Source organism: Halobaculum marinum, from assembly GCF_029338555.1.
Classification (GTDB): domain Archaea; phylum Halobacteriota; class Halobacteria; order Halobacteriales; family Haloferacaceae; genus Halobaculum; species Halobaculum marinum.
In genome coordinates, this window is sequence record NZ_CP119989.1 from 2,718,639 (window position 1) to 2,743,600 (window position 24,962).

A 24,962-nucleotide genomic window follows, 5' to 3' on the forward strand; every position below is an offset into this window, starting at 1 on the left:
CGGCTTAGTCCATAAAAGGGTTCGCTCGCGTCCGACGCCTGGCACGCGTCACCGCCGGTACACGTAAGCCATCGCCGGATGATCGTCGACACATGAGGGTGCCGCCGGAGTTCCGCGACCGGGACGACACGGAGGTGGCGGTTCTCGACGCACTCGTCGCGCGCGCCGACGACGGGATGACCGTGCTGGAGTTGCGCTCAGGCGTCGACGCGACCATCGACGACGTCGAGTCGGCGCTGTCGTCGCTGAAGGCCGCCGGCCTCATCGACGTCGAACAGGCGAACGGTCGCGTCCGCATCTACCCCGACGACCGCGTCGTGCCCGACCCGGGTGCGAACCTCACCGACGACCCCGGGTTGCTCGACGCGATCCGACGGCGTCTCGGCCTGTAAGCCGCGCCGAGGCGACCACCGGACCGCCGGATCGACGGGGTCGTCACGGCCACCCCCTTCCGGTCCCCTTTTTGCGCCCGCGCGACTCTGCTCGGGTATGAGTCTCGTCGCCGACGTCCACGCCGACCACGGCGCGACGTTCACCGACCGCGGCGGCCGCGAGGTCGTCGCCGACTACGGTCGCCCCGACGCCGCCGCCCGTGCCGTCCGCAACGGCGTCGGCGTGATCGAGATGGGGTACGGCGTCGTCGCCGTCGAGGGCGACGACCGGGTCGAGTTCGTCGACAACGCCGTCTCCAACCGCGTCCCCAGCGACGACGGCGAGGGCTGTTACGCCCTCCTGCTCGATCCGCAGGGCGCGATCGAGACGGAGCTGTTCGTGTACAACGCCGGCGAGCGCCTCCTCTTGTTCACGCCACCGGACCGCGCCGAACCGCTCCTCGACGACTGGGAGGACAAGATCTTCATCGACGACGTGGAGCTTCGGGACGCCAGCGCCGACTTCGGCGTGTTCGGCGTCCACGGGCCCACCTCGACCGAGAAGATTGCGTCCGTGCTCAACGGCGCCGGCTCCCCCGAACCCGAACTCAGCTTCGTCCGCGGGCGGATGGACAGCGTCGGCGTCACCGTCATCGCGAGTGACAACCCCACCGGCGAGGAGGGGTACGAGGTCGTCTGCGCCGCCGACGAGGCCGAGCACGTGTTCGACACGCTCCTCACGCGCGGGCTGAACGCAGCCCCCTTCGGCTACACCACCTGGGACACGCTCACCGCCGAGGCGGGGACGCCGCAGTTCGACGCGGAACTCCGCGGCCGACTCCCGAACGTCGCGGGCGTCCGCTCGGCGGTCGACTTCGAGAAGGGCTGTTTCGTCGGGCAGGAAGTCGTCTCGAAGGTGGAGAACCGCGGTCGCCCGAGCAAGCGACTCGTCGGCCTCCGGCCCGACGCGCTCCCCGGCGCGGGCGCGGCGGTGTTCGACGGCGACGCGTCCGTGGGCGAGGTGACCCGCGCCGTCGACTCCCCGAGCGTCGGCGGCCCCATCGCGCTCGCGTACCTCGACTTCGACACCGAGGGGAGCGACCTGACGGTCCGCGTCGACGGCGGCGAAGTCGCCGCCGAGCGCGTCGACCTCCCATTCGTGGACGGGAGCGCCCGCTCGCTGCGCCTCCCGACGTACCCCGAAGCCGCCGAACAGGCGTAACACCGGGCGACTTCCCTGCGGCGATTCTCGACTCCCCGCGGCGGTACAGGCGGGAGTCCGGCCGCGACGCTCGACAGACCTCCCGCTGGGTGGGACTGGAAGGGGCCGCCGGTGTCGACGACGGCGCGGAGCGGTGAGCACCGCAGACGAGTGAGCGAAGCGAACGAGTCGAGGAGCGCGCCGCCCGCACCGAGTCGACACCGGCGGGGGCTTCCGCGGTCGTCGTCACGGTAGCAGTGATCGACGCGGAACCGACGAGGTCGAACGCGTCGACGGCCGATTACGAGAACAGCTTCTTCAGGTGCTCGCGCGAGAAGAACGAACTCGGCTCGTCCATGTGGACGCCGATCTCACCCGAGAGGGCCCACAGCCCCGCGCGCTGCACCGGCTCCGGGAGCGAGTAGGCCCGACGGATCCAGTGACCGAACCGGATCTCGCGGCTCAGTTCCTCGCGCCACCCCTCCTCGTAGCGCGGGAGCGTGTTCGGGTCCTGCGGGTCGATCACGTCGGCGGCCACGTCGGCCGCGCGCATCCCGTACAGGATGCCGCCCCCGGTGAACGGCTTCGTCTGGGCGGCGGCGTCGCCCAGCAGGAAGCCCCGCGTCGCGGTCGTCCGCTCGGGCGGGCCGATGGGGATCGCACCCGAGCAGAAGTGGTCGGTCTCCACGTCGTACTCGTCGGTGAGGCGGTCGAATAGGTCGTTCACCTCGTGGCCCGGCGGCGCGGCGAGGCCGTACTCGACGCCCGCGTCGCCGCGGGGGATGCGCCACGCGAAGAACCGCGGCGCGGTGAGGTGAACGTCGACGTAGTCGCCGTGGTCCGGCTCGTCGTCGAACGCGAGCACGCCGTGGAGTTTCTCGGCTGGCTCGGGGAGGTCGAGTTGGCGGCGGACCCGCGAGACGGGGCCGTCGGCGCCCGCGACCATCCGCGCCTCGAACGTCTCCTCGGCGCCGCCGACGCTGGCGGTCACCTCAACGTAGCCCGCCCGCTCTTCGACCGCGGTGACGGTGTGGCCCTCGCGCACGTCCGCGCCAGCGTCGCGCGCCGCGTCCGCGAGCGTGCGATCCAACTCGACCCGGTCGATGACGTTGGAGATCTCCTCGCGCTTGTAGAAGCGCCGTGACGGCGAGTCGGCGCCGCCGACGTGGAAGTCCGCACCGTACACGCGGTTCTGGAGGAGGCGCTCCTTCGCGTCCGCGGGGACGTACTCCCAGATGTCCGTCGAGACGTGCCCCGAGCAGGCGAGTGGCTTACCCACCTCCCCCTTCTCCAGGGCGAGCACGTCGTAGTGGGCCTCGGCGGCCCGGCGGGCGAAGCGCGCGCCCGCCGGACCGACGCCGACCACGACGAAGTCGTACATGGCTTGTGGTTCGTGCGGACGGAGATATATCTCGTGGGTCGTGGTAGGCTGACAGGCAGTCTGCGCGCTTCCGTACGCGCGGCGGCAGACCGCACACCCGCTGAACGCCGCGCGCCGACGGTCAGGTCACCGAGGGCGTGCCCCCGTCATCGCACGTCAAGCTACGGGACGACCGCCAGTCCGCGGGCGGTCTGCCGGCGAGTCCGCTCGGGCCAGTCGACGTCAATCTCGTCCCACGAGTCTCCGCCGTCTGCGGTCCGGTACAGCCCGCGATTCGACAGCGCGAAGAACTCCCCGCCGGTGTCGCCCGCCGCGAGCACCGGTCGGGTCACACCCTCGCCGAGCGGGAGGCCGCGACCGTCGAGTCGCTCCCAGTCGTCGTCGGCGCGGCGGTACACGTACGTCTCGGCGCGCTCGGCGGTGTGTGCCTCGAACGCGCCTCGCGCTGCCGACACGAAGACCGTCTCGGGGTCGGCGGTGTCGACCGCAACGCTCCAGCAGTACGTCCGGTCGAGCCCGGACTGCGGGTGCGTCCACGTCTCGCCGCCGTTGCTCGTCTCGGCGTAGCCGTCGCCGGCGGCACACCACGCCCGACCGGGCGCACCGGGGTGGGTCGCCATCGAGTGGGTGTCCCGGCGCGAGTCGGGAACGCGGTCCGCCCACGTCGCCCCCGCGTCGTGCGTCGTGACAAGGGCGCCCGCCTCGACGGCGACGTAGAGGTGGTCGGGGTCGGCCGGGTCAGGTTCGATCCACCGGACGTGGTGGGTGTGCGGACGTGGCGGGAACGCCCAGTCGTCGCTGGACGGGAGGTCGGTGAGGCCGTCGCGGTGGCTCCAGGTGTCACTGCCGTCGACGGAGCGGTAGACGCGCGACGGCTCGGTGCCGACCCAGATCACGTCTGGGTCGTTCGGCGATACCGCCACCGCCATCACGGCCTCCTGTTCGATCGCCTCGGCGCCGACGCGCTCGAACGACTCGCCGCCGTCGGTCGACCGCCACAGCCCGGACTCGAACGTGCCGACGAACACGCGGTCGGGTGCCTCGGGGTGGACGGCGACACACTCCAGCGAGCGGCCGTCGAGCGACGCCGCCGCGGTCGCGGTCTCGGCGTCGGGGTCGACGACGACGAAGCGGTCTCCCATCGCGGCGTACACGGTGGTCATGGCCCTAGGTTCGCGTCGAACTGTCAAAAATCGGGTGCGTGAGACGGCGGAGAGCCGTCCAGTCAGTCGTCCGTCGCGGGCGCTTCCACCCGCTCACCGTCGCCCTCGTCGTCGTCCGCGCTCTCCTCGGCAGCGAGTGCGGGCATCCGGCGGTCCGAGCGTGGTCCCTCGACGTCGACTTTCGGGAGATAGTCGCGGAGGTACCGCCCCGTGTGGGAGTCGTCGGTCGCGGCGACCTCCTCAGGGGTGCCCGCGGCGACGACCTCGCCGCCGCCCTCGCCGCCCTCTGGCCCGAGGTCGAGGACGTGGTCGGCGTTCTTCACGAGGTCGAGTTCGTGCTCGATCACGACGACCGTGTTCCCCTTGTCGGTGAGGCGGTGGAGCACGTCGATGAGCTTGCGCTCGTCGGCCTTGTGGAGGCCCGTCGTCGGCTCGTCGAGCAGGTACAGCGTCTCGCCGGCGTCCTTCTTGCCGAGCTCCTCGGCGAGCTTCACGCGCTGGGCCTCGCCGCCCGACAGCGTGGTCGACGGCTGGCCCAGTTGCATGTAGCCGAGCCCCACGTCCTTCAGGAGGCCGAGCCGGCGTTCGAGCCCCGAGTGGGACTCGAAGAAGTCGTACGCCTCGTCGACGCTCATGTCGAGCACGTCGGCGATGGTCGCGCCCTTGTACGTCACGTCGAGCGTCTCGTCGTTGTAGCGGGCGCCGCCACACTCCTCGCAGGGGACGTGCACGTCCGACAGGAAGTTCATCTCGATCTTGACGGTCCCCTGTCCGCCGCACTCCTCACAGCGGCCGCCCTTCACGTTGAACGAGAAGCGCCCCTTGTCGTAGCCGCGCTGGTTGGCGAGTTTGGTCTCCGCGAACAGTTCGCGGACGTAGTCGAACACGTCGGTGTACGTCGCGGGGTTCGAGCGCGGCGTCCGCCCGATGGGCGACTGATCGATGAGGCGCACGCCCTCGATGTTGTCCATCCCGGTGATGCGGTCGTGGTCGCCGGGGTCGACCTCCGTGTTGTCGTTCATCTCGCGCGCGAGGCCCTTGTACAGCACGTCGTGCATCAGCGTCGACTTTCCCGACCCGGAGACGCCCGTGATGGCGGTGAACTGCCCGACCGGGATGTCCACGTCGACGTCCTTCAGGTTGTGCTGGCGGGCGCCCTCGATGGTGAGCGCGGCGTCGCTGTCGCGGCGCGACTCGGGCACTTCGACGACCTCGCGACCGGCGAGGAAGTCGCCCGTCACCGAGTCGTCGGTGTTCACGATGTCGTCGAAGTCGCCCTGCGCGACGATCTCGCCGCCGCGCTTGCCCGGCCCGGGACCGATGTCGACGATGTTGTCCGCGCGACGCATCGTCGCCTCGTCGTGCTCGACGACGAGTAGGGTGTTGCCGAGGTCGCGCAGCCCCTCCAGCGTGTCGAGCAGGCGGTCGTTGTCGCGCTGGTGGAGGCCGATGGACGGCTCGTCGAGCACGTACAGCACGCCGACCAGCCCGGAGCCGACCTGCGTGGCGAGGCGGATGCGCTGGCTCTCGCCGCCCGAGAGCGTCGAGGCCTCGCGGTCGAGCGTGAGGTACTCCAGCCCGACCTCCTCCATGAACCCGAGGCGCGCGCGGATCTCCTTGAGGATCTCCGTGGCGATGGTGCGCTCGCGCTCGGTGAGCGTCTCCTCCATCCCCTCGAAGTGGGCGAGCGCGTCGCCGATCGACAGCTGGTTCACCTCGGTGATGGCGGTGTCGTCGACGTAGACGGACCGCGACTGGGGCTTCAGGCGCGTCCCCTCGCACTCGGGGCAGGTGGTGACGGCCATGAACTCCTCGATGTGCTCGCGCGTGCGGTCGGAGTCCGTCTCGACGTGGCGGCGTTCGAGGTTCGGGATGACGCCCTCGAAGCGCTGGGTCTTGCGGCGGACACCGTTGCGCGTCTGCTGCTCGAAGTTGACCACGTCGTCGGTGCCGTACAGGAACTGGCGCTGCTGGGAGTCAGACAGCTCCTCGAACGGCGTCTCCACGTCGACGCCGAAGTGCTCGGCGACGTTGTCGAGGCGAGTGCGGTAGTACGAGCGATTGTAGCTCCACGGCTCGAACACGTGTTTGATCGGCTGGGAGGGGTCCGTGACGACCAGATCCTCGTCGACCTCCTTCGTCGACCCGATCCCCTCACACTCGGGGCAGGCGCCGTGAGGGGAGTTGAACGAGAACGACCGCGTCTCGATCTCCGAGAAGTCGATCCCGCAGTGGTTGCACGCGAGGTCCTCGGAGAACTCGACGACGAGACGGTCGTCGCCCTCGCCAGCGAGGTCGCCCGTCGACCGCGAGCGGTTGCCGCCCAGATCCGTGTCCTCGGGCGGGTCCGGGAGGATCACCTTCAGGACGCCCTCGGCCTCCTCCAGCGCCGTCTCGACGGAGTCGGTGATGCGCGAGCGATCCTCCTCTCGGACCTTCACCCTGTCGACGATCACGTCGACCGTGTGGTCGTAGTTCTCGTCCAGTTCGGGGCGGTCGAGCGAGAGGTCGTACTGCTCGCCGTCGACCTCGACGCGCGAGTAGCCGTCCGCGACGAGTTCGTCGAACAGGTCCTCGAACGCGCCCTTCTGGTCGCGCACGACGGGTGCGGCGATCATCGCCCGCGTTCCCTCGGGCAACTCGAACACGCGCCGGACCATCTGCTGGGCCGACTGCTCGCCGACCTCGCGGCCACACTCCGGGCAGTGCGGGTGGCCGACACGGGCGTACAGCAGACGCAGGTAGTCGTGTAGTTCCGTGACGGTCCCCACCGTCGAGCGCGGGTTGTTCGCGGCGTTCTTCTGGTCGATGGAGATGGCCGGCGAGAGTCCCTCGACGCTCTCGACCTGCGGCTTGTCCATCTGCCCGAGGAAGTTGCGGGCGTACGCGGACAGCGACTCGATGTAGCGGCGTTGGCCCTCGGCGTACACGGTGTCGAACGCCAGCGACGACTTCCCCGACCCGGAGAGGCCGGTGACGACGTTGAACTGCTCGCGCGGAATCTCCACGTCGAGGTCCTTGAGGTTGTTCTCCTCGGCGCCGCGGACCTCGATGAACTCCTTGGGCACTACGCGTCACCCCGTTCGGGGGCGACTACTCGGTGACGCACGGCTCCTCCAGTCATTACGACGTGCCAAGGTTCGGAGCCACTTAACGGGCGCGTCATCGGTGAGTGCCCTGCCTCGCGAGGGTTCAAGTACCGGAACGGGGGCAGTCGTCGCGTGCGCTGAACGGAGGTCGCCGGGGAACGAGGCGGGTGCGCGGTCCACCTCCGGCGACGACGCGACGCAGGACCGCCTGTCAGCCCACGACGCCGCGAGCGAGGCCGCCCACCGCGCCGCCGACGAGGGCGGCGCCGACGGCGACGCCGAGCGGCTGCGTCATCTCCAGCGCGACCGGGAGTGCGTCCGGCCCCACCAGCAAGAGGCCGACCGCCGCGACGCACAGCGTGAGGGCGCCGAAGGCGACGCCTGCGACGAGTCCCCGTACGGTCGTCCGCTGTGGAAGTGCGACGAGCGCCGCGCCCGCGACGATGCCGAGCCAGTGGACCGACGCGATGCCGAGGCCCGCGACCACCGCCAGCACGGTCGCGCTGTACCGCGTCACGCGGTCACTCCGGGTCACGCCTCGTCACCTCCGACGAACCGCACCGCGAGGTCGCCGCTCATCGCCCGGTCCATCGGCTTGAACTCGCCGTTCGCCCACGCGGCCAACTGGTCGTCGTACGACTCCGCGTACGGATTGCCGTCGTTGCCGCCGGGGAGGATGCACCGAGAGGGCGTGTCGTTCTGCGGGCACACCTGTCGCCAACTGCTGCCCGCGCCAGCCTCGACGCGGAAGTTGAACAGCGTCGCCGCCGAACCGTCGGTCGGGTAGCGCGGGTAGTTGAGGAACGACTGGTCGAACGGGTGGTCGATCCGCGTGCGGTTGTAGTCGCGGTACAGTTCCCACCCCTCGGCGCCGACCCGTTCGCGGGCCTTCTCGAAGGCGTCTGCGGCGGCGACGGCGCGCCCGCCGTCGAACCACTCGTCGCCGAGCGTCGCCAACACCCACTGCGTCGGTGCGTACGCGGCGGCGTCGCGGCGCCCGTCGAGGTCGCCGAGCGCGTCGGCGACGAACCGCCCCTCGTAGGCGTCGAGGAAGTGGACGAACAGCAGCGGGGCTCGCTCGGATCCGACCGCCTCGCCGTCCCACTCGAGAACGGTGCCGAGGTCGTCGCGGGCGGCGCCGGAGAGTTCGTCGCGGGCGTCCTCCAGCACCGGCCGGAAGTGCGCCAGTCGACCGTCGTGCACGTCGCGCTGGAGGTCGCGGAGGTCCGCGGCAGTCACGTCGCCGCCGTCAACGAGCGCGTCGAGGCGCTCCCACAGGCGGATGCCGCGGAACGGCTCGCTGTAGTCCTCCGCGAGGTAGTACGGGTACTCCGCGTCGTCGACGACGCGCTGGTTCGCGGTGCCGACGTACGGCGGGTCGTCGACGTGGGGCATCTCCTCGTACGGGATGAACCCGTCCCACGACGACTCGCCGTACGGCGTGTAGCCCGCCCACTCTCCCTCGCGGGCGGTGCCGTCGAACACGCGATTTCCGGCGACCGCGTCGCCGTCGGTTCGTCGGATCGGCACCTGCCCCGTGACGCGGTAGCGAACCGAGCCGTCGTGCCCGGCGTACACGAAGCACTGGGTCGGCTCGTCGAAGCGCCGGAGCGCCTCGTCGACGTCGGCGGCGCCGCGCGACCGGTTGAGATCCAGAATCGCGCTCGTCGTCCGGGTCGCCGAGAGCCCGGTCCACGCGACACCGAGTTCGCTGCGGAACTCGTCGCCGCCCGCGGTCGCCCCGAGCACCGCACCGTGGGCGGACTTCTTCACGTCGACGTCCACGTCCGGCGCGCCGGCGACCTCGATGGTGCGTGTCTCGATGTCGAACGAGCGCCAGCGGTCGCCGTAGCGGTACTCCGTCCCGTCGGCGCGCGTCTCGTACTCGTAGAAGTCGATCACGTCGCACCCGGCGTTGGTGAACCCCCACGCGCCGCGGTCGTTCTCGCCGATGACGACGAACGGGACGCCCGGGAAGGTGACGCCCCGAACCTCGTACTCTGGGTGGCGGAGCACCTGCTCGTACCACACCGGCGGCGCCATGAGCGTCAAGTGCGGGTCGTTCGCCATGATCGGGTCGCCGCTGGCGGTGTGCTCGCCAGACACCGCCCACGAGTTCGACCCCGCCCACGCGGGCGGCTCGACGCCCGAGAGCCACCGGTCCAGTCCCGGATCGGTGCCCAGCGCGGCGCGGGTGCTCCTGTCGTCATCCTCCGCAGGCGGGCGGACGGCGCTGCCCAACGGCACCGGCCAGTCGTTCGTCGCGCCGTCGTGCCCGAGGATCGCTGCGTCGTGGTCCAAACGGTCTGGTATCAAGGTGGTCGCCGCGTCGGCGCCCAGTTCCGCGCGGAGCGTCTCCTTCCGGAGCGTCCGGAAGCTCCCCGTCAGCCCCCACGCTATCAGCTTCTCCGCGAGCATCACATCGGCGGGCGTCCAGGGTGCGGGTTCGTAGTCGAGGAGTGTGAACTCGACCGGGAGCGGCAGGTCCGCGCGGGCGCGGTTGACGCCGTCGCAGTACGCCTCGACGAGCGGTCCCGCGTCGGTGTCGCGGACCTCAGCCCACGTCGCGTCGGCGGCCGCCGCGAAGTCCATCCCGACGTGGAAGCGGTCGGAGTCGAGCGTCGCCTCGCCGACGACGGCGGAGAGGTTGCCCCGCAGTTGGCGGCGCTGGAGGTCCATCTGGAACAGTCGGTCGGCGCCCTGCGCGTAGCCAGCGGCGAACGACAGCGCGGCCTCCGTCTCCGCCTCGATCCGGGGCACCCCGGCGTCGTCGTAGCGGAGGGTCGCGTCGCCGTGGGCGCTGTCGACCCGAACCGGCGGGTCGTCGGCCGCGGCGTCCCAGGTGCCGCCCGAGAGCGGCGCGAACGCCGAGAGGTAGCCCCGCACGGGGCCGAGGAAGCCGCCCGCCACCGCCCCGCCGCCGACCGCGGCGAGCAGCGCTCGCCGCGTGAGATCGCCTGAACGTTCGGTCACACGCGACGACGGAAGCGACGTGTGATAAGTCCTCAGTTTACCACCCTCGGAAAGATTCATAACCATGGGGGATGTTGACACGGTTGTCAATGCCAGACACGAAGCGCGGACGTGAACGTCAGGGTCTGAAGAAGCGCGAGCAACTGGAAGAGCAACTCGCCGAACGAGAGATCGAGACACTGGACGACGACACGCTTCCGGAGTACCCGCCCGAAGATATCGAGTCAGACCTGCTGTCCGCGCCGCCGCAGGAAGCGGAGTAGCCCGAACTGGCGCGAAGAGCCGTCTTTTTGCCGTGCGGCGGTCAACTCCGCCACGATGACCGAACGTGCGACGTACGCGACCGTCTACGTCGGCGCTCAGCTGTCGCCCGACGGCGCACAGTTGGACCTCGACTGGGCCGACGACGCGGGGGATCGGACCGCCGACCACGAGTTCGAGGTGTCGACCGACGACCCCAGAGAGGCGTACCTGGAGATTCAGGCGTTCGACGTCGCCGAGTACGGCCACGAGGTGCTCGTCAACGACGAACCGCTCACCGGCTTCGACATCCCGCCGAACGACGGCTGGCAGCTGTGGACGGACACCGTATCCGGGACCGACCTCCGAGCGGGGACCAACACGCTCGCGTTCGCACGCGACGCCGACACCGACGACGCCTTCGCGGTGGGCACCGTCCGCGTCCACTGGAAGGAGCCGGCGGGGGGATTCCAGCCGAAGGATCCCGTCGAGAAGTAGTATATAAACACGAGATCGGGTCGGATCTTCGAGGTCAGTAAATCTGTGGTGTGTGTCAGCGAATAACACTCCAGACAAGGCCCACGTACTGCGATCTTGCGATCACTCGTTCGGTGAAGGGAGTGGAACCGCAACCACACCGAACCCCAGGTTTTATGTAGAATCACAACCTCACTCACTCCCGTACATGAGCCAGCGACGAATGCAGGGTCAGCCCATGATCATCATGGGAGAGGACTCTCAGCGGGTGAAGGACAAGGACGCGCAGGAATACAACATCTCCGCGGCGCGTGCCGTCGCCGAGGCCGTTCGTTCGACGCTCGGCCCCAAAGGAATGGACAAGATGCTCGTCGACTCGATGGGCGACGTAACCATCACGAACGACGGCGTCACCATCCTCCAGACGATGGACATCGACAACCCGACGGCCGAGATGATCGTCGAGGTTGCCGAGACGCAGGAGGACGAGGCCGGCGACGGGACGACGACCGCCGTCGCCATCGCGGGTGAACTCCTCAAGAACGCCGAGGACCTCCTCGAACAGGAGATTCACCCGACGGCGATCATCAAGGGCTTCCACCTCGCCAGCGAGCAGGCTCGCGCCGAGGTCGACGACATCGCGACCCCCGTCGACCCCGACGACGAGGAGCTCATCCGGAAGGTCGCCGAGACCTCCATGACCGGCAAGGGCGCCGAACTGGAGAAGGAGGTCCTCGCCGACCTCATCTACCGCGCGGTCAAGCAGGTCACCGTGGAGGCCGACGACGGCTCCCACGTCGTCGACCTGGAGAACATCGCGATGGAGACCCAGACCGGCCGCTCGGCCGGCGAGTCCGAGCTCCTGCAGGGCGCCGTCGTCGACAAGGACCCGCTCCACGACGACATGCCCAGCGAGGTCGAGGACGCGAAGGTGCTCCTGCTGAACGACCCCATCGAGGTCGAGGAGGCCGACGTGGACACGCAGGTGTCCATCGACTCGCCCGACCAGCTCCAGCAGTTCCTCGATCAGGAGGAGGAGCAGCTCAAGGCGAAGGTCGAGGCGATCAAGCAGACGGGCGCGAACGTCGTCTTCTGCCAGAAGGGCGTCGACGACCTCGCCCAGCACTACCTCGCGAAGGAGGGCATCCTCGCGGCCCGCCGCGTGAAGAAGTCCGACCTGAGCTTCCTCAAGAACATCCTCGGCGCGAACATCGTCTCCGACGTCGAGGCGGCCACCGCCGACGACCTCGGCCACGGCTCGGTGTCGCGTGACGACGCCGACGAGCTGTTCTACGTCGAGGGCGGCGCGGACGCCCACGGCGTCACGCTCCTGCTGCGCGGCTCCACCGACCACGTGGTCGACGAACTGGAGCGCGGCGTCCAGGACGCGCTCGACGTCGTGTCCACGGCTGTCTCCGACGGTCGCCTCGTCGCCGGTGGCGGCGCCATCGAGGTCGAACTGGCCTCGCGCCTCCGTGACTACGCCGACTCCGTCGAGGGCCGCGAGCAGCTCGCCGTCGAGGCGTTCGCCGACGCGCTCGAACTCGTGCCGCGCGTCCTCGCCGAGAACGCCGGCCTCGACTCCATCGACACGCTGGTCGACCTCCGCGCCGCCCACGAGGGCGGCGAGGCCCACGCCGGCCTGAACGTGTTCTCCGGCGACATCGAGGACACGTTCGAGGCGGGCGTCGTCGAGACGGCCCACGCGAAGGAGCAGGCGCTCTCGTCTGCCACCGAGGCCGCGAACCTCGTCCTCAAGATCGACGACATCATCGCCGCGGGCGACCTGTCCACCGGCGGCAACGACGACGAAGAGGGCGGCGCGCCCGGCGGCATGGGCGGCATGGGCGGCATGGGCGGTATGGGCGGCGCGATGTGAAGCAGGCCACAGCCTAACTCACACCCCCAAGCCGACCGCCGCACCGCGTTCGACCGACTACACCACTTCTTTCGACGCCGCGACGACGAGCGGCGGCGCCGCCGCTCAACAGATCGCGTACGTCGCGAACAACGCCCCGTCCTCGGTGATGGAGACGTAGGCACCGCCGTAACACCGCGAGGTCTCGATCGAGACGGACTCGGTCGCGTTCAGCGCCGTCGCCGTGACCGCGAACCGCTCGATGCCCTGCGGGTCCGCCTCGACGGTGTTGTACGCCGCGACCTCCTCGCCGGGGTCGACCGCGAAGGTCTCGTTCAGCACCGTCTCGCCCGTGGCAACGCGGACGACCGTCACACGGATCGAGACGGTCTGGTTCCAGCGGTTCTCCAGCGTGACCGACTGGCTCGGGTCCGGTCGCTGGGAGGCGTAGGCGGTTCCGGAGGGCGTCTCGGTCGGCGTCGCGGGCGTCGTCGTGGTCGCTGTTGCGGTCGTGGTCGGCGGAGGAGCCGTCGACACCGACTCTGTGGTTGGCTGTCCCGGGTTCCCGAGGCAGCCACTGGTGAGGACGAGGGCGACGACGAGCACGGAGGCCGCGGTTGAGCGGGGGGGCAACACGAGACTGATCGCTCGACGTCGCAACAAGTGTCTTCTGTCGGAACGGTCGACTCGCTCGGCGGTCGACCGAGCCGAACAGAAACAGGCGTCAGTCCGCGTGAGGGCCTGCGTCAGCGGGTGCGTCGTGCCGCGTCACGCCGCGGACGCGGTAGTCGTCGTCGATGCGTCGTCGGACTCGTCGCTGGACTCGTCGTTACCGCTCTCGGCGTCCTCACCGCTGGCGATGCCGGAGACGGCCTCCCCGAGGTTCTCGACGTTGCCGTCGATGAACGAGCGGATCTCGTCGTGGATGTCGCCCACGAAGTCGGGGACCTGTTCGGGCAGGGTCGTCGGCGGGCCCGCCTGGCCGTTGTTGTCGGCGCCCGCGTCCGCGGGGGCGTTCCCCGGGGCCGCGGCCGCGACGCCGGTCACCGCGAGCAGTGCCGCGAGTCCGATCGCGAACAGCTTCGTGCGTGTCATGCTGCACTCGACCCTGTGGGCGCCGCGGTAAAGAGGGGTGAAGACCCAGAACCCGAATTCGGGCGCTTCGGGGCCCGATAAGCTCGATTAAGTCGAGTTAATCGGCGCGACCGTCGCGACTGTCGAGACACCGCCCCGGTACGTACCGGCTCCCGGCTCGGCCTCCCAGTCGAGACGGAGGCGGCAGTATCGGAGCCTTCTAATCGGGTGACGCAAGAATTGCGGGCATGAAGACGCTGCTGCTCAACAGCGACGACGTCCACGAGAACGCCGAGATGGGCGAACTCGTCCCGGCCATCGAGGACGCGTTCGCGGCCTACCAGCGCGGCGACGCACAGATGCCACCCAAGAGCTACATCGACCTGCCGGAGTACAACGGCGACTTCCGCTCGATGCCCGCCTACCTCGACGCCGGCGACTGGGACGCCGCGGGCGTGAAGTGGGTGAACGTCCACACCGACAACGAGGCCGACTACGACCTCCCGACGGTGATGGGGACGATGATCTACTCCGACCCGAAGAACGCCTTCCCGCTCGCCATCCTCGACGGGACGGAACTGACGATGAAGCGCACGGGCGCCGCCGCCGCCGTCGCCACGGACCACCTCGCCGTCGCGGACGCCTCGTCGCTGGGCATCGTCGGCGCGGGCGTCCAGGCGTACACGCAGTTGGAGGCCATCTCCACCGTCCGCGACATCGAGGAGGTCATCGTCTCGGACCTCTCGGAGGAGCGCGTCGCGCGCTTCATCGACGCCTTCGAGGACCGCTTCGACGTGCGCGCCGGCTCCATCGAGGAGGCCGCCAGTTGTGACGTGCTCTCGACGGTGACGCCCGTCGAAGACCCCATCGTCTCGCGGGAGGCGCTCGGCGAGCACACCCACGTCAACGCGATGGGCGCCGACGCCGAGGGCAAGCACGAACTCGCCGACGAGGTGTTGCTCGACGCGAAACTCGTCATCGACGACTACGACCAGACGACCCACTCCGGCGAGATCAACGTGCCGTACAACGCGGGCGTCCTCTCGGACGACGACATCTACGGCCAGATCGGCGAGATCGTCGTCGGCGACATCGCGGGGCGCACCGACGACGACGGGATCACCGTCTTCGACTCGACCGGCCTCGCGATTCAGGACGTCGCCGCCGCGCACGTCGTGTACGAGCACGCCAACGAGCGCGACAACGGCTACGAGTTCGACCTGCTCGGTCTCGCCGACTAAAGCCGGAGGCCGCACCGATCCTCGCCGCGGCGACTACTCCTCGCCGTCGTTCTCGCCGGTGATCGCCTCGATCACCTTGCTGACTCCCCAGACGATGGCGACGAACGGGAGCAGCGGGAGCAGGATGACGAGCAGGCCGAGGAACATCGCCCACCCGATGGCGTTCATCTCGTCGTCCGAGTGCGAGCGGTACCCCGGCGTGACCGTCCGGTACGCCGTCGTCAGGATCCCGCCGTCGTCGTCTTCCTCGCGCGTGTCGACCTCTGTGCTCATCGTCTCTGTATAGGCGCGCTGACACCATACTCCTTGTGACGAATCGAGCGACTCGGGATGCCCGAGTCGCCGCCGAGGCGCCGTGCTCCGTGTTGGCAACTACCGCCGTGTTCGATGGAAAGGTATAGGGGTCGAAGCGGCCGAACGGAGAAGTAAGAAATGTCCGAGGAGGGTTACGACCACACGGCGGTCGAACGACGCTGGCAAGAGGCGTGGGCCGAGGCCGACGCCTACCGGACGCCGGACGACGCCGACGACCCGACGTACGTGCTGGGGATGTTCCCGTACCCGTCGGGGAAGCTCCACATGGGTCACGTCCGCAACTACACGATCACGGACGCGTACGCCCGCTACCGGCGGATGCGCGGGGACGACGTGCTCCACCCGATGGGGTGGGACTCGTTCGGCCTGCCCGCCGAGAACGCGGCCAAAGAGCGCGACACGAACCCCCGCGAGTGGACGATGGACTGCATCGACACCATGCGCGGGCAGATGGAGTCGATGGGCTTCGGCTACGACTGGGACCGCGAGGTCACCACCTGCGAACCGGAGTACTACCGGTGGAACCAGTGGCTGTTCCAGCAGTTCCACGACGAGGGGCTGGTCGAGCGCCGCGCCGCCGAGGTGAACTGGTGTCCCTCCTGCGAGACGGTGCTGGCCGACGAGCAGGTCGAGGGCGAGGACGAGCACTGCTGGCGCTGTGACACCTTGGTCGAACAGCGCGAGTTGGACCAGTGGACGCTGGGCATCACCGAGTACGCCGACGAACTGCTGGCGGCCATCGACGACCTGGAGGGGTGGCCCGACAGCGTCCGCGAGATGCAGCGCAACTGGATCGGCAAGCAGGAGGGCTCGCGCGTCGAGTTCGACGTGGAAGGCCACGGTCCGGTGGAGGCGTTCACCACCCGGCTCGACACCATCTACGGCGCGACGTTCTTCGCGCTGGCGCCGGACCACCCAATCTCGGAGGAACTGGCCGCCGAAGACGACGACGTGGCGCACTTCGTCGAGGAGGTGGCCGACCCCGACGGCGACGAGCCGAACGGCGTTGAGACAGACCTGACGGCGACGAACCCCGCGACGGGCGAGGAGGTGCCCGTCTTCGTCGCCGACTTCGTGCTCTCGGACGTGGGGACGGGCGCGCTGATGGGCGTCCCCGGCCACGACGAGCGCGACCACGCGTTCGCCGAGCGCATGGGCGTCGACATCGTCCCCGTCGTCGCGCCTGAGCCGGAGGGTGACGGCGAGGCCGAAGCGCTGGACGTGAACGAGGGCGCGTACACCGAGGACGGCGTCCTCGTCAACAGCGGCGCGTACGACGGCCTGTCGAGCGCCGAGGCCCGCGAGGAACTGACCGCCGACATCGACTCGGCGGCGTTCCACACGCAGTATCGCCTGCGCGACTGGCTGATCTCCCGCCAGCGCTACTGGGGGACGCCGATTCCCGTCATCCACTGCGACGACTGTGGGCCCGTCATGGTGCCCGAGGAGGACCTGCCGGTGGAACTGCCGGAGTTCGTCAACACGACCGGGAACCCGCTGGACGCGGCCACCGAGTGGAAGCACACGACCTGCCCCGACTGCGGCGGCGACGCGGTGCGCGAGACGGACACGATGGACACGTTCGTCGACTCCTCGTGGTACTTCCTGCGATACGTCTCGCCGGACGTGGACGACGCGCCGTTCGACGTCGACCGCGCCAACGAGTGGATGCCGGTCGACCAGTACGTCGGCGGCCTGGAGCACGCCGTGATGCACCTGCTGTACGCGCGGTTCGCGACGAAAGCCATCGCGGACATGGACATGCTGGAGCACCGCGAACCGTTCACGAACCTGCTGGGGCAGGGGATGGTCCAGTTGGAGGGCGAGAAGATGTCCAAGTCGAAGGGCAACACCGTCTCCCCCCAGCGCATCGTCGACGAGTACGGCGCCGACACCGCTCGTCTGTTCATGATGCAGGCGGCGCGCCCGGACACCGCCTTCGACTGGTCCGAGGAGGGCGTCAAGTCCACCCACCGGTTCCTGGCGCGACTGGCCGACACAGTACGCTCGTTCGCCGGGAGCGACCCCGACGGCGCGGACGACGCCACGGCCGGCTACGTCCGTTCTGAGGTCGACGCCGCCGTCGCCGTCGCGACCGAGAACTTCGACGACCTGGGCTTCGACCTGGCGACGCGCGAGGCCCAGCAGTTGGTCGGCACCCTGCGGAGCTACCGGGGCTACGTCGACGAGGTGCACGCACCCACGTTCGAGCGCGGCGTGACGGTCGCGCTGAAGCTGCTGGCGCCGGTCGCGCCGCACCTGACCGAGGAGCTGTACGCGGAGCTGACGGGCGAGGACGAGGGACTGCTGGTCGACGCCGACTGGCCGACCGCCGACGCCGACACCGACGAGGCAGAGCAGCGCCGGCAACTGGTCGAGAACACTCGCGAGGACGTGCGTAACATCGTCGACGTGGCGGGTATCGACGATCCCGAACGGGTCGACGTGGTCGTCGCGCCCGAGTGGAAGCACGAGGCGCTGGCCATCGCCATCGACAGCGACGCCCCGAATCTGGTGGGCGAGTTGATGCAGAACCCCGACATCCAGCGCCACGGCTCCGCCGCCGCCGACTACGCGAAGGACCTGCAGGCCGAGCGCGAGGCGCTCCGGCCCGCACTGGCGCCCGAGCGCGAACACGAGGCGCTGGAGGCCGCGGCGTGGCTGATCGAACGCGAGTTCGAGGCGCCGGTCCGCGTGCTCACCGCCGACGAGGCCGACGACCACGTGGTGAAGAAGGCCGAGCCGGGCCGCCCCGCTATCGACATCGCGGAGTAAGCACCACCGTCGGCAACGCCCGATTCTCTACGTCAGTTCCGTTCGTTCCAGCGGAGGTCCACGTCGCGCCGAGCGTCGTCGCCGGCGGCGAACGGACCGAAGCCGTACACGACGACGAGCACCGCCAGCGCCGGCAGTGCGTTGGCCGCGAGCGGAAGAAGTTCGAACGGCACCGTCACGAGGAGCGACCGCGGGACGAACGCGACGAGCAGCGCGACCCACGCGCCCGGGAACACGACGAGGCCGCCGGCGAGTTCGACTCGGCGGGCGCGCTCGGTCGAGGTGGCGGGACGCCCCCCGAGCCACGCGCCGACCGAGGCCGCGAGCGCGACCGCAGCGACGAGGACGCCGCCGTCGGCGGGGCCCGCGATCCCACCGGTCCAGCCGGGCACGTCGCCGTACGCCGCGACGCCCGCGGCGGCGACGCCGAGGTGGGCGACGACGAGCGCCGCGGCGGCAGCGGCGACGGCGCGGTCGCGGGCGGTTCCGGGGCGTCGGTCGTCAGACACAGACGATCAGAGGAGGAGCGTGACCAAGTCGGTGACGGAGGCAGATCCCCCTGTCTGGAAGGAGTGGTTCGTCAGGCAGTCGTTGTGCGCGGTCGGGCAGTCGTCGCGCGCGGTGTGTAGTTGCGCGTCGAGCGAGCGGACGAAGAACGGAGATCGGACGAGAGACGGAGTCGGAAAGAAACGGAGGGTGTCTGGAGCGTGGAGGGTGTCGGGGACCGGGGGGACCGTGACCCACGGCGAGTGGCCGATTGCAGTGACATGACCGAGGCGACAGTCTCGGTCAGGTGCGCCTCGATCAGTTGACGTCGATGTGGTGGCTGTCCGAGCCCTCCTCGACGGTGACCTTGGGGAGGGTCACGGTGAGCACGCCGTTAGAGTACGTCGCGCTCGCGTCGTCCTCCATCACCTCGGCGGGGAGGGTGATCGAGCGGCGCAGCGACTCGGCGCGGCGCTCGCGGCGCAGGTACGCGCCGGACTCGTCGCCCTCGTCGGACTCCATCGTGCGCTCGGCGGCGATGGAGAGGACGCCGTCGCGGACGGTCAGGTCGATCTGCTCGTTGCTGAATCCGGGCAGGTCGGCGACGACCGCGATCTCGTCGTCGTACTCGGCGACGTCGATGTCGATGCCGGAGCGTCGCATCCCGTCGAGGTCGCCCCAGTTTACGCGTCCGAAGTCGCTCAGGTCCATCCGGCCGAAGTTGCGGGACATGCGGTCGAAGGCGCGGTTCATCTCGTCGAAGGGGGTCATGTTGCTCATGGATTGTTACCGAGACGTATACAGGCGTGCTCAGATATTAAACACAGTTGGAAGCGTGGTAGCCAGCGTCACGCGCCGGAATTCGGGCGTTCCACTCCGGCGAGAACCGTCGAGTTCGACGTGAGAGCGACGCGGCGGTCCGGGTGTCGACGGGTAACCGTTTTCACCGGCGACCCCGCAGGTCCGGTATGAACGTCACCGTCATCGACTACGGCGTGGGGAACCTCCGGAGCCTGCGCCGGGGGCTCGAACGCGCCGGGGCGGAGGTGGCCGTCTCGGACGACCCCGACGCGATCCGTGACGCGGAGGCGCTCGTGCTCCCGGGCGTCGGCGCGTTCCAAGAGTGCGTCGCCAACTCCGAGCCGTTCCACGACGTGCTCGTCGAGAAGGCCGAGGACACCCCCGTCCTCGGCGTCTGCGTGGGACTCCAGCTCATGTACGAAGAGAGCACGGAAGGCGCACCCGAGGGCGACACCGTCGAGGGCCTCGGCCTCATCGAGGGGCGCGTCGAGCGCCTGCCCGACTCGGTGAAGGTGCCGCACATGGGGTGGAACGAGTTGACGCCCGAACGCGACCACCCGCTCGTCGACGGGATCGAAGAGGGCGACTACGCGTACTTCGTCCACTCCTACTGCGCCGACGTGACCGACCGCACCATCGCCTCCTGCGAGTACGGTCGCCGCTTCGCGGCCATCGCCGCCAACGAGGCGGGGAACGTGATGGGGACGCAGTTCCACCCCGAGAAGAGCGGCGAGACGGGACTACAGATTCTGAGCAACTTCGTCGACTACGCCGAGGCGTTCCACGACGGCGAGATCGCGCTCGCCGACTGATAGATCCCGCTCGCCGACCGACGCCCTGTCACACCGCCCACGGCGTCTCAGTCGCTCACTCCACGTCGATCCGGGTTCCTTCTTCCGCTGCCGTTCGCTTCGGGAGCACCACCGTCAACACGCCGTCGTCGTACGACGCGGTCGCCTCCTCCTCGACGACGGCGGCCGGGAGGTGGAGTCGGCGGTCCAGCCCACCGGTGCGTCGCTCGCGCAGGTGGTAGCGATGTTCCTCGGCAGCACCCTCCTCGTCTGTCTGCGCCGCTGCTGGCGCCCGGATGGTCAACTGCCGGTCGGACACGGTCAACTCGAGGTCGTCGGTGTCGACTCCCGGGAGGTCCGCGCGCACGACGACCTCGTCGTCGCGCTCCAGCACGTCGACTCGGACGGTGCCCGCGGCGCTGGCGGCCCCGCCGAGCGTCGCGCCGACTTCGTCGAGTTCCTCGCCCAGTTGGTCGAACAGGTCGTTCACGTCGTCGAACGGCGTTCGTCGGGTCACACCGGTCGGTAGCCGGTTCCCCGGCTTGTAGCTGTCGGCGATCCGAGGTCGAGATACGCGAGGGTTCATCCCAGATGACGCGGGCACGGTCACCGTGCGGTGAGAACGGCCCCCGACGAACCGCGGGTGTGCGGCGCCGTCGTCGGGGTGTGCGGACGGTCGGCGTCGCCTGTCAGCCACACGGTCGCCCGACGCGTCACCGCGGAGCGTCTGCACCGACGGTGCCGCGGGTCGGTACACCTCGGCGGTCTTCCCCACCAATACCGCCTCGGGTCAGTACACCACGTGCTCGGTGTCGTACGACCCGAGCACCCGCACCCACCCGTCGCCGACGAGGTCCTCGACGTCGGCCAACGCCTCGCGGGCACGCTGCTCGTACAGCCCCGCCTCGAAGTCGATGTGGAACAGGTAGTCACCGAGGCGCTCGCCGCTCGGGCGCGACTCGATGCGCGAGAGGTTCACGTCGCGGTCGGCGAACGCCTCCAACAGCTCCAGCAGCAGCCCCGGGTAGTTGGCGCCGGGGTAGACGACGACGGAGCTCTTCCCGCCGGCCTCGGTCCGCTCCTCCTCGGGTGCGACGACGAGGAAACGGGTGGCGTTGGAGGACTTATCCTGGATGTCCTCCGCGAGCACGCGCAGGTCGACACCGCCGTCGTCCGCCGCGGCGTTGGCTGGGTGACCGATCCCGGCGACCGTCGGGTCCTCGCGGGCGCGCTCGACGCCGCGGGCGGTGGAGGCGACGGCCTCGCGCCGCACGTCTGGGTACTCTCGCTCCAGGTAGTCGCGACACTGCGCGAGCGCCTGCGAGTGGGAGGCGACCACGTCGAACGTCTCCGCCTGCGCGAGCAGCGCGTGCCGGATCGGCGTGACGATTTCGCGGACGACCGCTACGTCCGCTTCCGTGAGCGCGTCGAGGCTCTCGGTGACGCTCCCCTCGATGCTGTTCTCCACCGGGACGACCCCGCGAGCGTACGAGCCGTCGGCGACCGCCTCGACGATAGCGGTGACGGACTCGCGGAACGCAACGTCGTCGGCGACGGCCCGCGCGGCGCGGTGAGAGTACGTGCCCGCTGGACCGAGCGTGACTGCCTGCATACCCCGCCGTCCGCCGCCGTCCCCGATAAGGACACCGGGTGTGTCAGTATTGTCGCCGGCGTGACCGTACCGACGGGTGGACGGCGTCCGGAGCGCTCTGGAGCCACTAGTATGCGATACAACAGCAATACGACTTCGAACGGGAAGGTTTATGAAATACAATTTTAGAGCAAATGACGTAATGGAGCGACGCGACTTCCTCAAGCGGACGGGTGCAGCGGCGACGGTCGGCGCCGGCATGAGCCTCTCCGGATGTATCGGCAACTTCGGCAGCCAAGCGTACGGCAACGGCACGGTCGAGTTCATGGTCTCGCCGTCTGAGCCGCAAGACTACATGCGGAGCCAATACAACCCGTACCTCAACTACCTCGAGGGCGGGATCGAGGGCGACACCGCCGTCGAGTTCAACTACGCCGCCGACTACACGGCGGTCCTGCAGGGTCTCGGCTCGGGCACGGCGGACATCGCTGAGACCGGCCCGTTCGCGGCGGCGCTCGGCGTCGACGCCGGCCAGTGTGACATCGCGCTGCAGCGGCACGCGTACGGCTCGTGGGACTACCACTCGGTCATCATCACCCGCGAGGACAGCGACATCGAGAGCCTGACGGACCTCGAGGGCGGCAAGATCGGCTTCGCGGACATGACGTCCGCGTCCGGGTCGCTGTACCCCCTGTACCAGCTCAAGGAGGCCGGCCTCTCGATCGGCGACGCACCCACCTCGACGAGCGGTGCCGACTTCGAGGCGACGTGGTCCAGCCACGCGCAGGCGTTCGAGGCGCTCCAGAACGAACAGATCGACGCCGCAGGCGTCGGTCGGTTCATCGCGTGGGACTACGGGAAGGGCGACTACGTCGAGGGCGTCCGCGAGGTCTCCCGCGAGAGCGGCATCCCGCGCGCGCCGATGATCGTCAGCCCCGAACTCTCCGAGGAGGAGAAGAACGCCATCGTCACCCGACTCGAGGACGCCCCCGACTCGGCGTACATGGGCGCCGACGGCGAGGCCGACACCGACGACGACCTCTGGTTCGACGGCGTGCGCGCCGCCGACCGCGAGACGTACCAGCCGGTCGTCGACGTGGCCAACGAACTCGGCCTGTCGACGGACCTGCTGAACCAGGGCAACGAGTAACCGGACCCGTTCGCGCTCCGTTTCTTCGACCGAGCGCTCGCCCCGTTTCGGCCCGGTGAGCCGCGCTACACCCTTTTTCACGCGATCGCGACTCCGTAACGGTCAAACCACAGTGCACGTATCCTGTCACAATGCCAGCCGTCTCGGTGGAGAACCTCACGAAGCGGTACGGCGACACCGTCGCTCTGGACGACGTCTCGTTCCAGATCCCGGACGGAGAGTTCGTCGTGCTCCTCGGCCCGTCGGGCGCCGGGAAGTCGACGCTGTTGCGCCTCCTCAACGGACTCACCACCCCCACTGAGGGGTCGGTGTCCATCGGCGACGAGGAGATCACCGGCCGCCGCGACGACATCGGAATGGTGTTTCAGATGCACTACATCATCGAGACGATGAGCGCGTACCGCAACGCGCTCACCGGGGCCCTCTCGCGGACGGGCCTGCTCGACTCGGTGCTCACGTGGTACGAGCGCGAGGACAAACTCGCCGCGCTCGACGCGCTGGAGACCGTCGGCCTGCTCGACGAGGCCCAGCAGCGCGCCGGGTCGATGTCCGGCGGCCAGAAGCAGCGCGTCGGTATCGCCCGCGCGCTCGTCCAGCAGCCGAACCTCCTTCTCGCCGACGAACCGGTCGCCAGTCTCGACCCGAAAGCCGCCGAGGAGGTCATGAGCTACATGAAGCGCGCCGCCCGCGAGCGCAACCTCACCACGATCGCGAGCCTCCACCAGGTGGAGATCGCTCGCGAGTTCGGCGACCGCTACATCGGCCTGCGCGACGGCGGCCTCGTGTTCGACGGCGGGAAAGACGACCTCACGATGGACGTCGTCGACGAGATCTACTACGACGACGACTCCCCGGAGGCCGACCTAGCACGAGAGGTGGCGAAATGACGGCCCCGGACGCCGGTACCGACGACGAAGTCGCCCCAGACGGCGGCACCGCCGACGCGACCGACACCAGTGGGCTGACGGGCGACGTGAGCCGACTGGAGGAGTCGCTCGCGAGCATCGAGCGCGCACAGCTGATCGGTCGCGCACTGCTCGTGCTCGGCATCGTCGGCCTGCTCGTCGCACAGACCGTCGGGATGACGTTCCTCGGGTTCACGCTCGCGGAGGTCGTCAGCCAACTCCCCCGCTTCTTCGAGAACATCACTGACTTCCTCTCGCCCGACTTCCACTTCGTGACGCTGTACGCCGTCGAGCAAGGGCTTCACGGCTGGTCGGCGCTGTTCGGCTCGTTCGCCAACCCCGGCTCGCTGCTGGAGTCGGTGCTCAACCGCGACCAGGGGCTCACCATCGTCGGCGGCGCCGTGACGACCATCGTCATCGGCATCACCGGCACGGTGCTGGGCTTCCCGCTCGCGCTCCTGTTCGGCGTGCTCGGCTCCGAGCGCGTCGTGCCGTACCCGTTCAACTTCATCTTCCGCGGGACGATGAGCACCATCCGTTCGATCCCCGCGCTCGTGTGGGTGCTCATCTACGTCCCGCTCGTCGGGATCAACCCCGTCGGCGCGATGCTCGCCATCGGCACCGACACCGTCGGGAACCTCGGTCGCCTGTTCACCGACGAACTGGAGGAGATCGAAGAGGGACCGATCGAGGCCATCTCCTCGACGGGCGCCTCCTCCCCGCAGACGGTCGTGTTCGGGATGCTCTCGCAGGTGTCCTCCTCGTTCGTCGCGTGGACGCTGTACATCCTGGAGATCAACGTCCGCATCGCCGTCTCGCTGGGTGTCGTCGGCGCGGGCGGCCTCGGTCAGTACGTGAAGGGCCGCCTCTCGCTGCTCGCGTTCGACCAGGCCGCCGCCGGCCTGCTGATGGTCATCGTGATCGTCCTCTCGGTCGAACTCGTCTCCTCGCGCCTTCGCGCGCGCCTCCGCCCCGGTGAGCACGACGGCAAGTCGCTCGTCCAGACCGTGCAGGACCTGCTCGACGGCGGCAAGTGGATGGGCACCGGCGGCACGAAGAAGTAGACAGCGTCGTCAACTG

General features: G+C 69.3%; 23 protein-coding genes. 11 read left to right on the plus strand and 12 right to left on the minus strand.

Annotation, left to right across the window (positions count from 1 at the left end; genetic code table 11):
• Positions 1-92: 92 nt before the first annotated feature.
• Both P0R32_RS14195 and ygfZ read left to right on the plus strand, forming a co-directional pair.
• Positions 93-392: a DUF6432 family protein gene (locus P0R32_RS14195; RefSeq protein ID WP_276237683.1), complete on the plus strand. Its 300-nt coding sequence runs from the start codon at positions 93-95 to the stop codon at positions 390-392.
• A gap of 97 nt (positions 393-489) precedes the next feature.
• Positions 490-1,593, plus strand: a complete 1,104-nt coding sequence (gene ygfZ / locus P0R32_RS14200; protein WP_276237684.1) for a CAF17-like 4Fe-4S cluster assembly/insertion protein YgfZ — start codon at positions 490-492, stop codon at positions 1,591-1,593.
• Positions 1,594-1,873: 280 nt separating this feature from the next.
• Here ygfZ and P0R32_RS14205 read toward each other — a convergent pair whose 3' ends face one another.
• From P0R32_RS14205 to P0R32_RS14225, 5 genes are all read right to left on the minus strand, one after another.
• Complete coding sequence (locus tag P0R32_RS14205; RefSeq protein ID WP_276237685.1) at positions 1,874-2,953, minus strand: geranylgeranyl reductase family protein; 1,080 nt, start codon at positions 2,951-2,953, stop codon at positions 1,874-1,876.
• 161 nt (positions 2,954-3,114) lie between these two features.
• A complete protein-coding gene (locus P0R32_RS14210; RefSeq protein WP_276237686.1) occupies positions 3,115-4,116 on the minus strand; it encodes a WD40/YVTN/BNR-like repeat-containing protein in 1,002 nt (333 codons plus the stop codon).
• 62 nt (positions 4,117-4,178) lie between these two features.
• The gene (uvrA, locus tag P0R32_RS14215) at positions 4,179-7,184 is read right to left on the minus strand and encodes an excinuclease ABC subunit UvrA (RefSeq protein ID WP_276237687.1); all 3,006 of its coding nucleotides are present in this window, start codon (positions 7,182-7,184) and stop codon (positions 4,179-4,181) included.
• A 232-nt stretch (positions 7,185-7,416) separates the two neighbouring features.
• Positions 7,417-7,740, minus strand: coding sequence for a hypothetical protein (locus tag P0R32_RS14220; protein WP_276237688.1), 324 nt, complete (start codon positions 7,738-7,740; stop codon positions 7,417-7,419).
• Positions 7,737-10,178 (minus strand): penicillin acylase family protein, encoded by a 2,442-nt coding sequence (locus P0R32_RS14225; protein ID WP_276237689.1) that lies wholly within the window; start codon positions 10,176-10,178, stop codon positions 7,737-7,739. Before P0R32_RS14225 ends, P0R32_RS14220 begins: the two co-directional genes overlap by 4 nt.
• Before the next feature lie 89 nt (positions 10,179-10,267).
• On the opposite strand from P0R32_RS14225, the gene P0R32_RS14230 reads away from it, so the two are divergent.
• The 3 genes from P0R32_RS14230 to thsB all read left to right on the plus strand — a co-directional run bounded on the left by P0R32_RS14230 (position 10,268) and on the right by thsB (position 12,774).
• On the plus strand, positions 10,268-10,441 hold the full coding sequence (locus tag P0R32_RS14230; protein WP_276237690.1) for a hypothetical protein: 174 nt from the start codon (positions 10,268-10,270) through the stop codon (positions 10,439-10,441).
• Between the two features lie 55 nt (positions 10,442-10,496).
• A complete protein-coding gene (locus P0R32_RS14235; RefSeq protein WP_276237691.1) occupies positions 10,497-10,916 on the plus strand; it encodes a DUF7383 domain-containing protein in 420 nt (139 codons plus the stop codon).
• Between the two features lie 217 nt (positions 10,917-11,133).
• Positions 11,134-12,774, plus strand: coding sequence for a thermosome subunit beta (thsB, locus tag P0R32_RS14240; RefSeq protein ID WP_276239414.1), 1,641 nt, complete (start codon positions 11,134-11,136; stop codon positions 12,772-12,774).
• Positions 12,775-12,879: 105 nt separating this feature from the next.
• Here the strand turns inward: thsB and P0R32_RS14245 are convergent, their stop codons facing one another.
• Together P0R32_RS14245 and P0R32_RS14250 are read right to left on the minus strand one after the other, a co-directional pair.
• Positions 12,880-13,389, minus strand: a complete 510-nt coding sequence (locus P0R32_RS14245; protein ID WP_276237692.1) for a hypothetical protein — start codon at positions 13,387-13,389, stop codon at positions 12,880-12,882.
• A 132-nt stretch (positions 13,390-13,521) separates the two neighbouring features.
• The gene (locus P0R32_RS14250) at positions 13,522-13,848 is read right to left on the minus strand and encodes a hypothetical protein (RefSeq protein WP_276237693.1); all 327 of its coding nucleotides are present in this window, start codon (positions 13,846-13,848) and stop codon (positions 13,522-13,524) included.
• 227 nt (positions 13,849-14,075) lie between these two features.
• On the opposite strand from P0R32_RS14250, the gene P0R32_RS14255 reads away from it, so the two are divergent.
• On the plus strand, positions 14,076-15,068 hold the full coding sequence (locus P0R32_RS14255; RefSeq protein ID WP_276237694.1) for an ornithine cyclodeaminase family protein: 993 nt from the start codon (positions 14,076-14,078) through the stop codon (positions 15,066-15,068).
• A 33-nt stretch (positions 15,069-15,101) separates the two neighbouring features.
• Here the strand turns inward: P0R32_RS14255 and P0R32_RS14260 are convergent, their stop codons facing one another.
• Complete coding sequence (locus tag P0R32_RS14260; RefSeq protein WP_276237695.1) at positions 15,102-15,341, minus strand: DUF7535 family protein; 240 nt, start codon at positions 15,339-15,341, stop codon at positions 15,102-15,104.
• A 159-nt stretch (positions 15,342-15,500) separates the two neighbouring features.
• Here P0R32_RS14260 and leuS point away from each other — a divergent pair, with 159 nt between their 5' ends.
• Complete coding sequence (gene leuS, locus P0R32_RS14265) at positions 15,501-18,158, plus strand: leucine--tRNA ligase (RefSeq protein WP_276237696.1); 2,658 nt, start codon at positions 15,501-15,503, stop codon at positions 18,156-18,158.
• A gap of 32 nt (positions 18,159-18,190) precedes the next feature.
• Here the strand turns inward: leuS and P0R32_RS14270 are convergent, their stop codons facing one another.
• The gene (locus tag P0R32_RS14270; RefSeq protein ID WP_276237697.1) at positions 18,191-18,667 is read right to left on the minus strand and encodes a hypothetical protein; all 477 of its coding nucleotides are present in this window, start codon (positions 18,665-18,667) and stop codon (positions 18,191-18,193) included.
• 295 nt (positions 18,668-18,962) lie between these two features.
• Positions 18,963-19,415 carry an Hsp20/alpha crystallin family protein gene (locus P0R32_RS14275; RefSeq protein WP_321170908.1) on the minus strand — a complete coding sequence of 151 codons (453 nt, stop codon included), beginning with the start codon at positions 19,413-19,415 and terminating at the stop codon, positions 18,963-18,965.
• 197 nt (positions 19,416-19,612) lie between these two features.
• Here P0R32_RS14275 and hisH point away from each other — a divergent pair, with 197 nt between their 5' ends.
• Positions 19,613-20,257: an imidazole glycerol phosphate synthase subunit HisH gene (gene hisH / locus P0R32_RS14280; protein WP_276237699.1), complete on the plus strand. Its 645-nt coding sequence runs from the start codon at positions 19,613-19,615 to the stop codon at positions 20,255-20,257.
• 55 nt (positions 20,258-20,312) lie between these two features.
• Here hisH and P0R32_RS14285 read toward each other — a convergent pair whose 3' ends face one another.
• On the minus strand, positions 20,313-20,753 hold the full coding sequence (locus P0R32_RS14285) for an Hsp20/alpha crystallin family protein (RefSeq protein WP_276237700.1): 441 nt from the start codon (positions 20,751-20,753) through the stop codon (positions 20,313-20,315).
• A 273-nt stretch (positions 20,754-21,026) separates the two neighbouring features.
• Entirely contained in the window at positions 21,027-21,848 is an 822-nt protein-coding gene (pheA, locus tag P0R32_RS14290; protein ID WP_276237701.1) for a prephenate dehydratase, read from the minus strand.
• A gap of 181 nt (positions 21,849-22,029) precedes the next feature.
• On the opposite strand from pheA, the gene phnD reads away from it, so the two are divergent.
• From phnD to P0R32_RS14305, 3 genes are all read left to right on the plus strand, one after another.
• Positions 22,030-22,977, plus strand: coding sequence for a phosphate/phosphite/phosphonate ABC transporter substrate-binding protein (phnD, locus tag P0R32_RS14295; RefSeq protein ID WP_276237703.1), 948 nt, complete (start codon positions 22,030-22,032; stop codon positions 22,975-22,977).
• A 131-nt stretch (positions 22,978-23,108) separates the two neighbouring features.
• A complete protein-coding gene (gene phnC / locus P0R32_RS14300; protein WP_276237704.1) occupies positions 23,109-23,864 on the plus strand; it encodes a phosphonate ABC transporter ATP-binding protein in 756 nt (251 codons plus the stop codon).
• Positions 23,861-24,946, plus strand: coding sequence for a PhnE/PtxC family ABC transporter permease (locus tag P0R32_RS14305; RefSeq protein ID WP_276237705.1), 1,086 nt, complete (start codon positions 23,861-23,863; stop codon positions 24,944-24,946). Before phnC ends, P0R32_RS14305 begins: the two co-directional genes overlap by 4 nt.
• Positions 24,947-24,962: the final 16 nt, after the last annotated feature.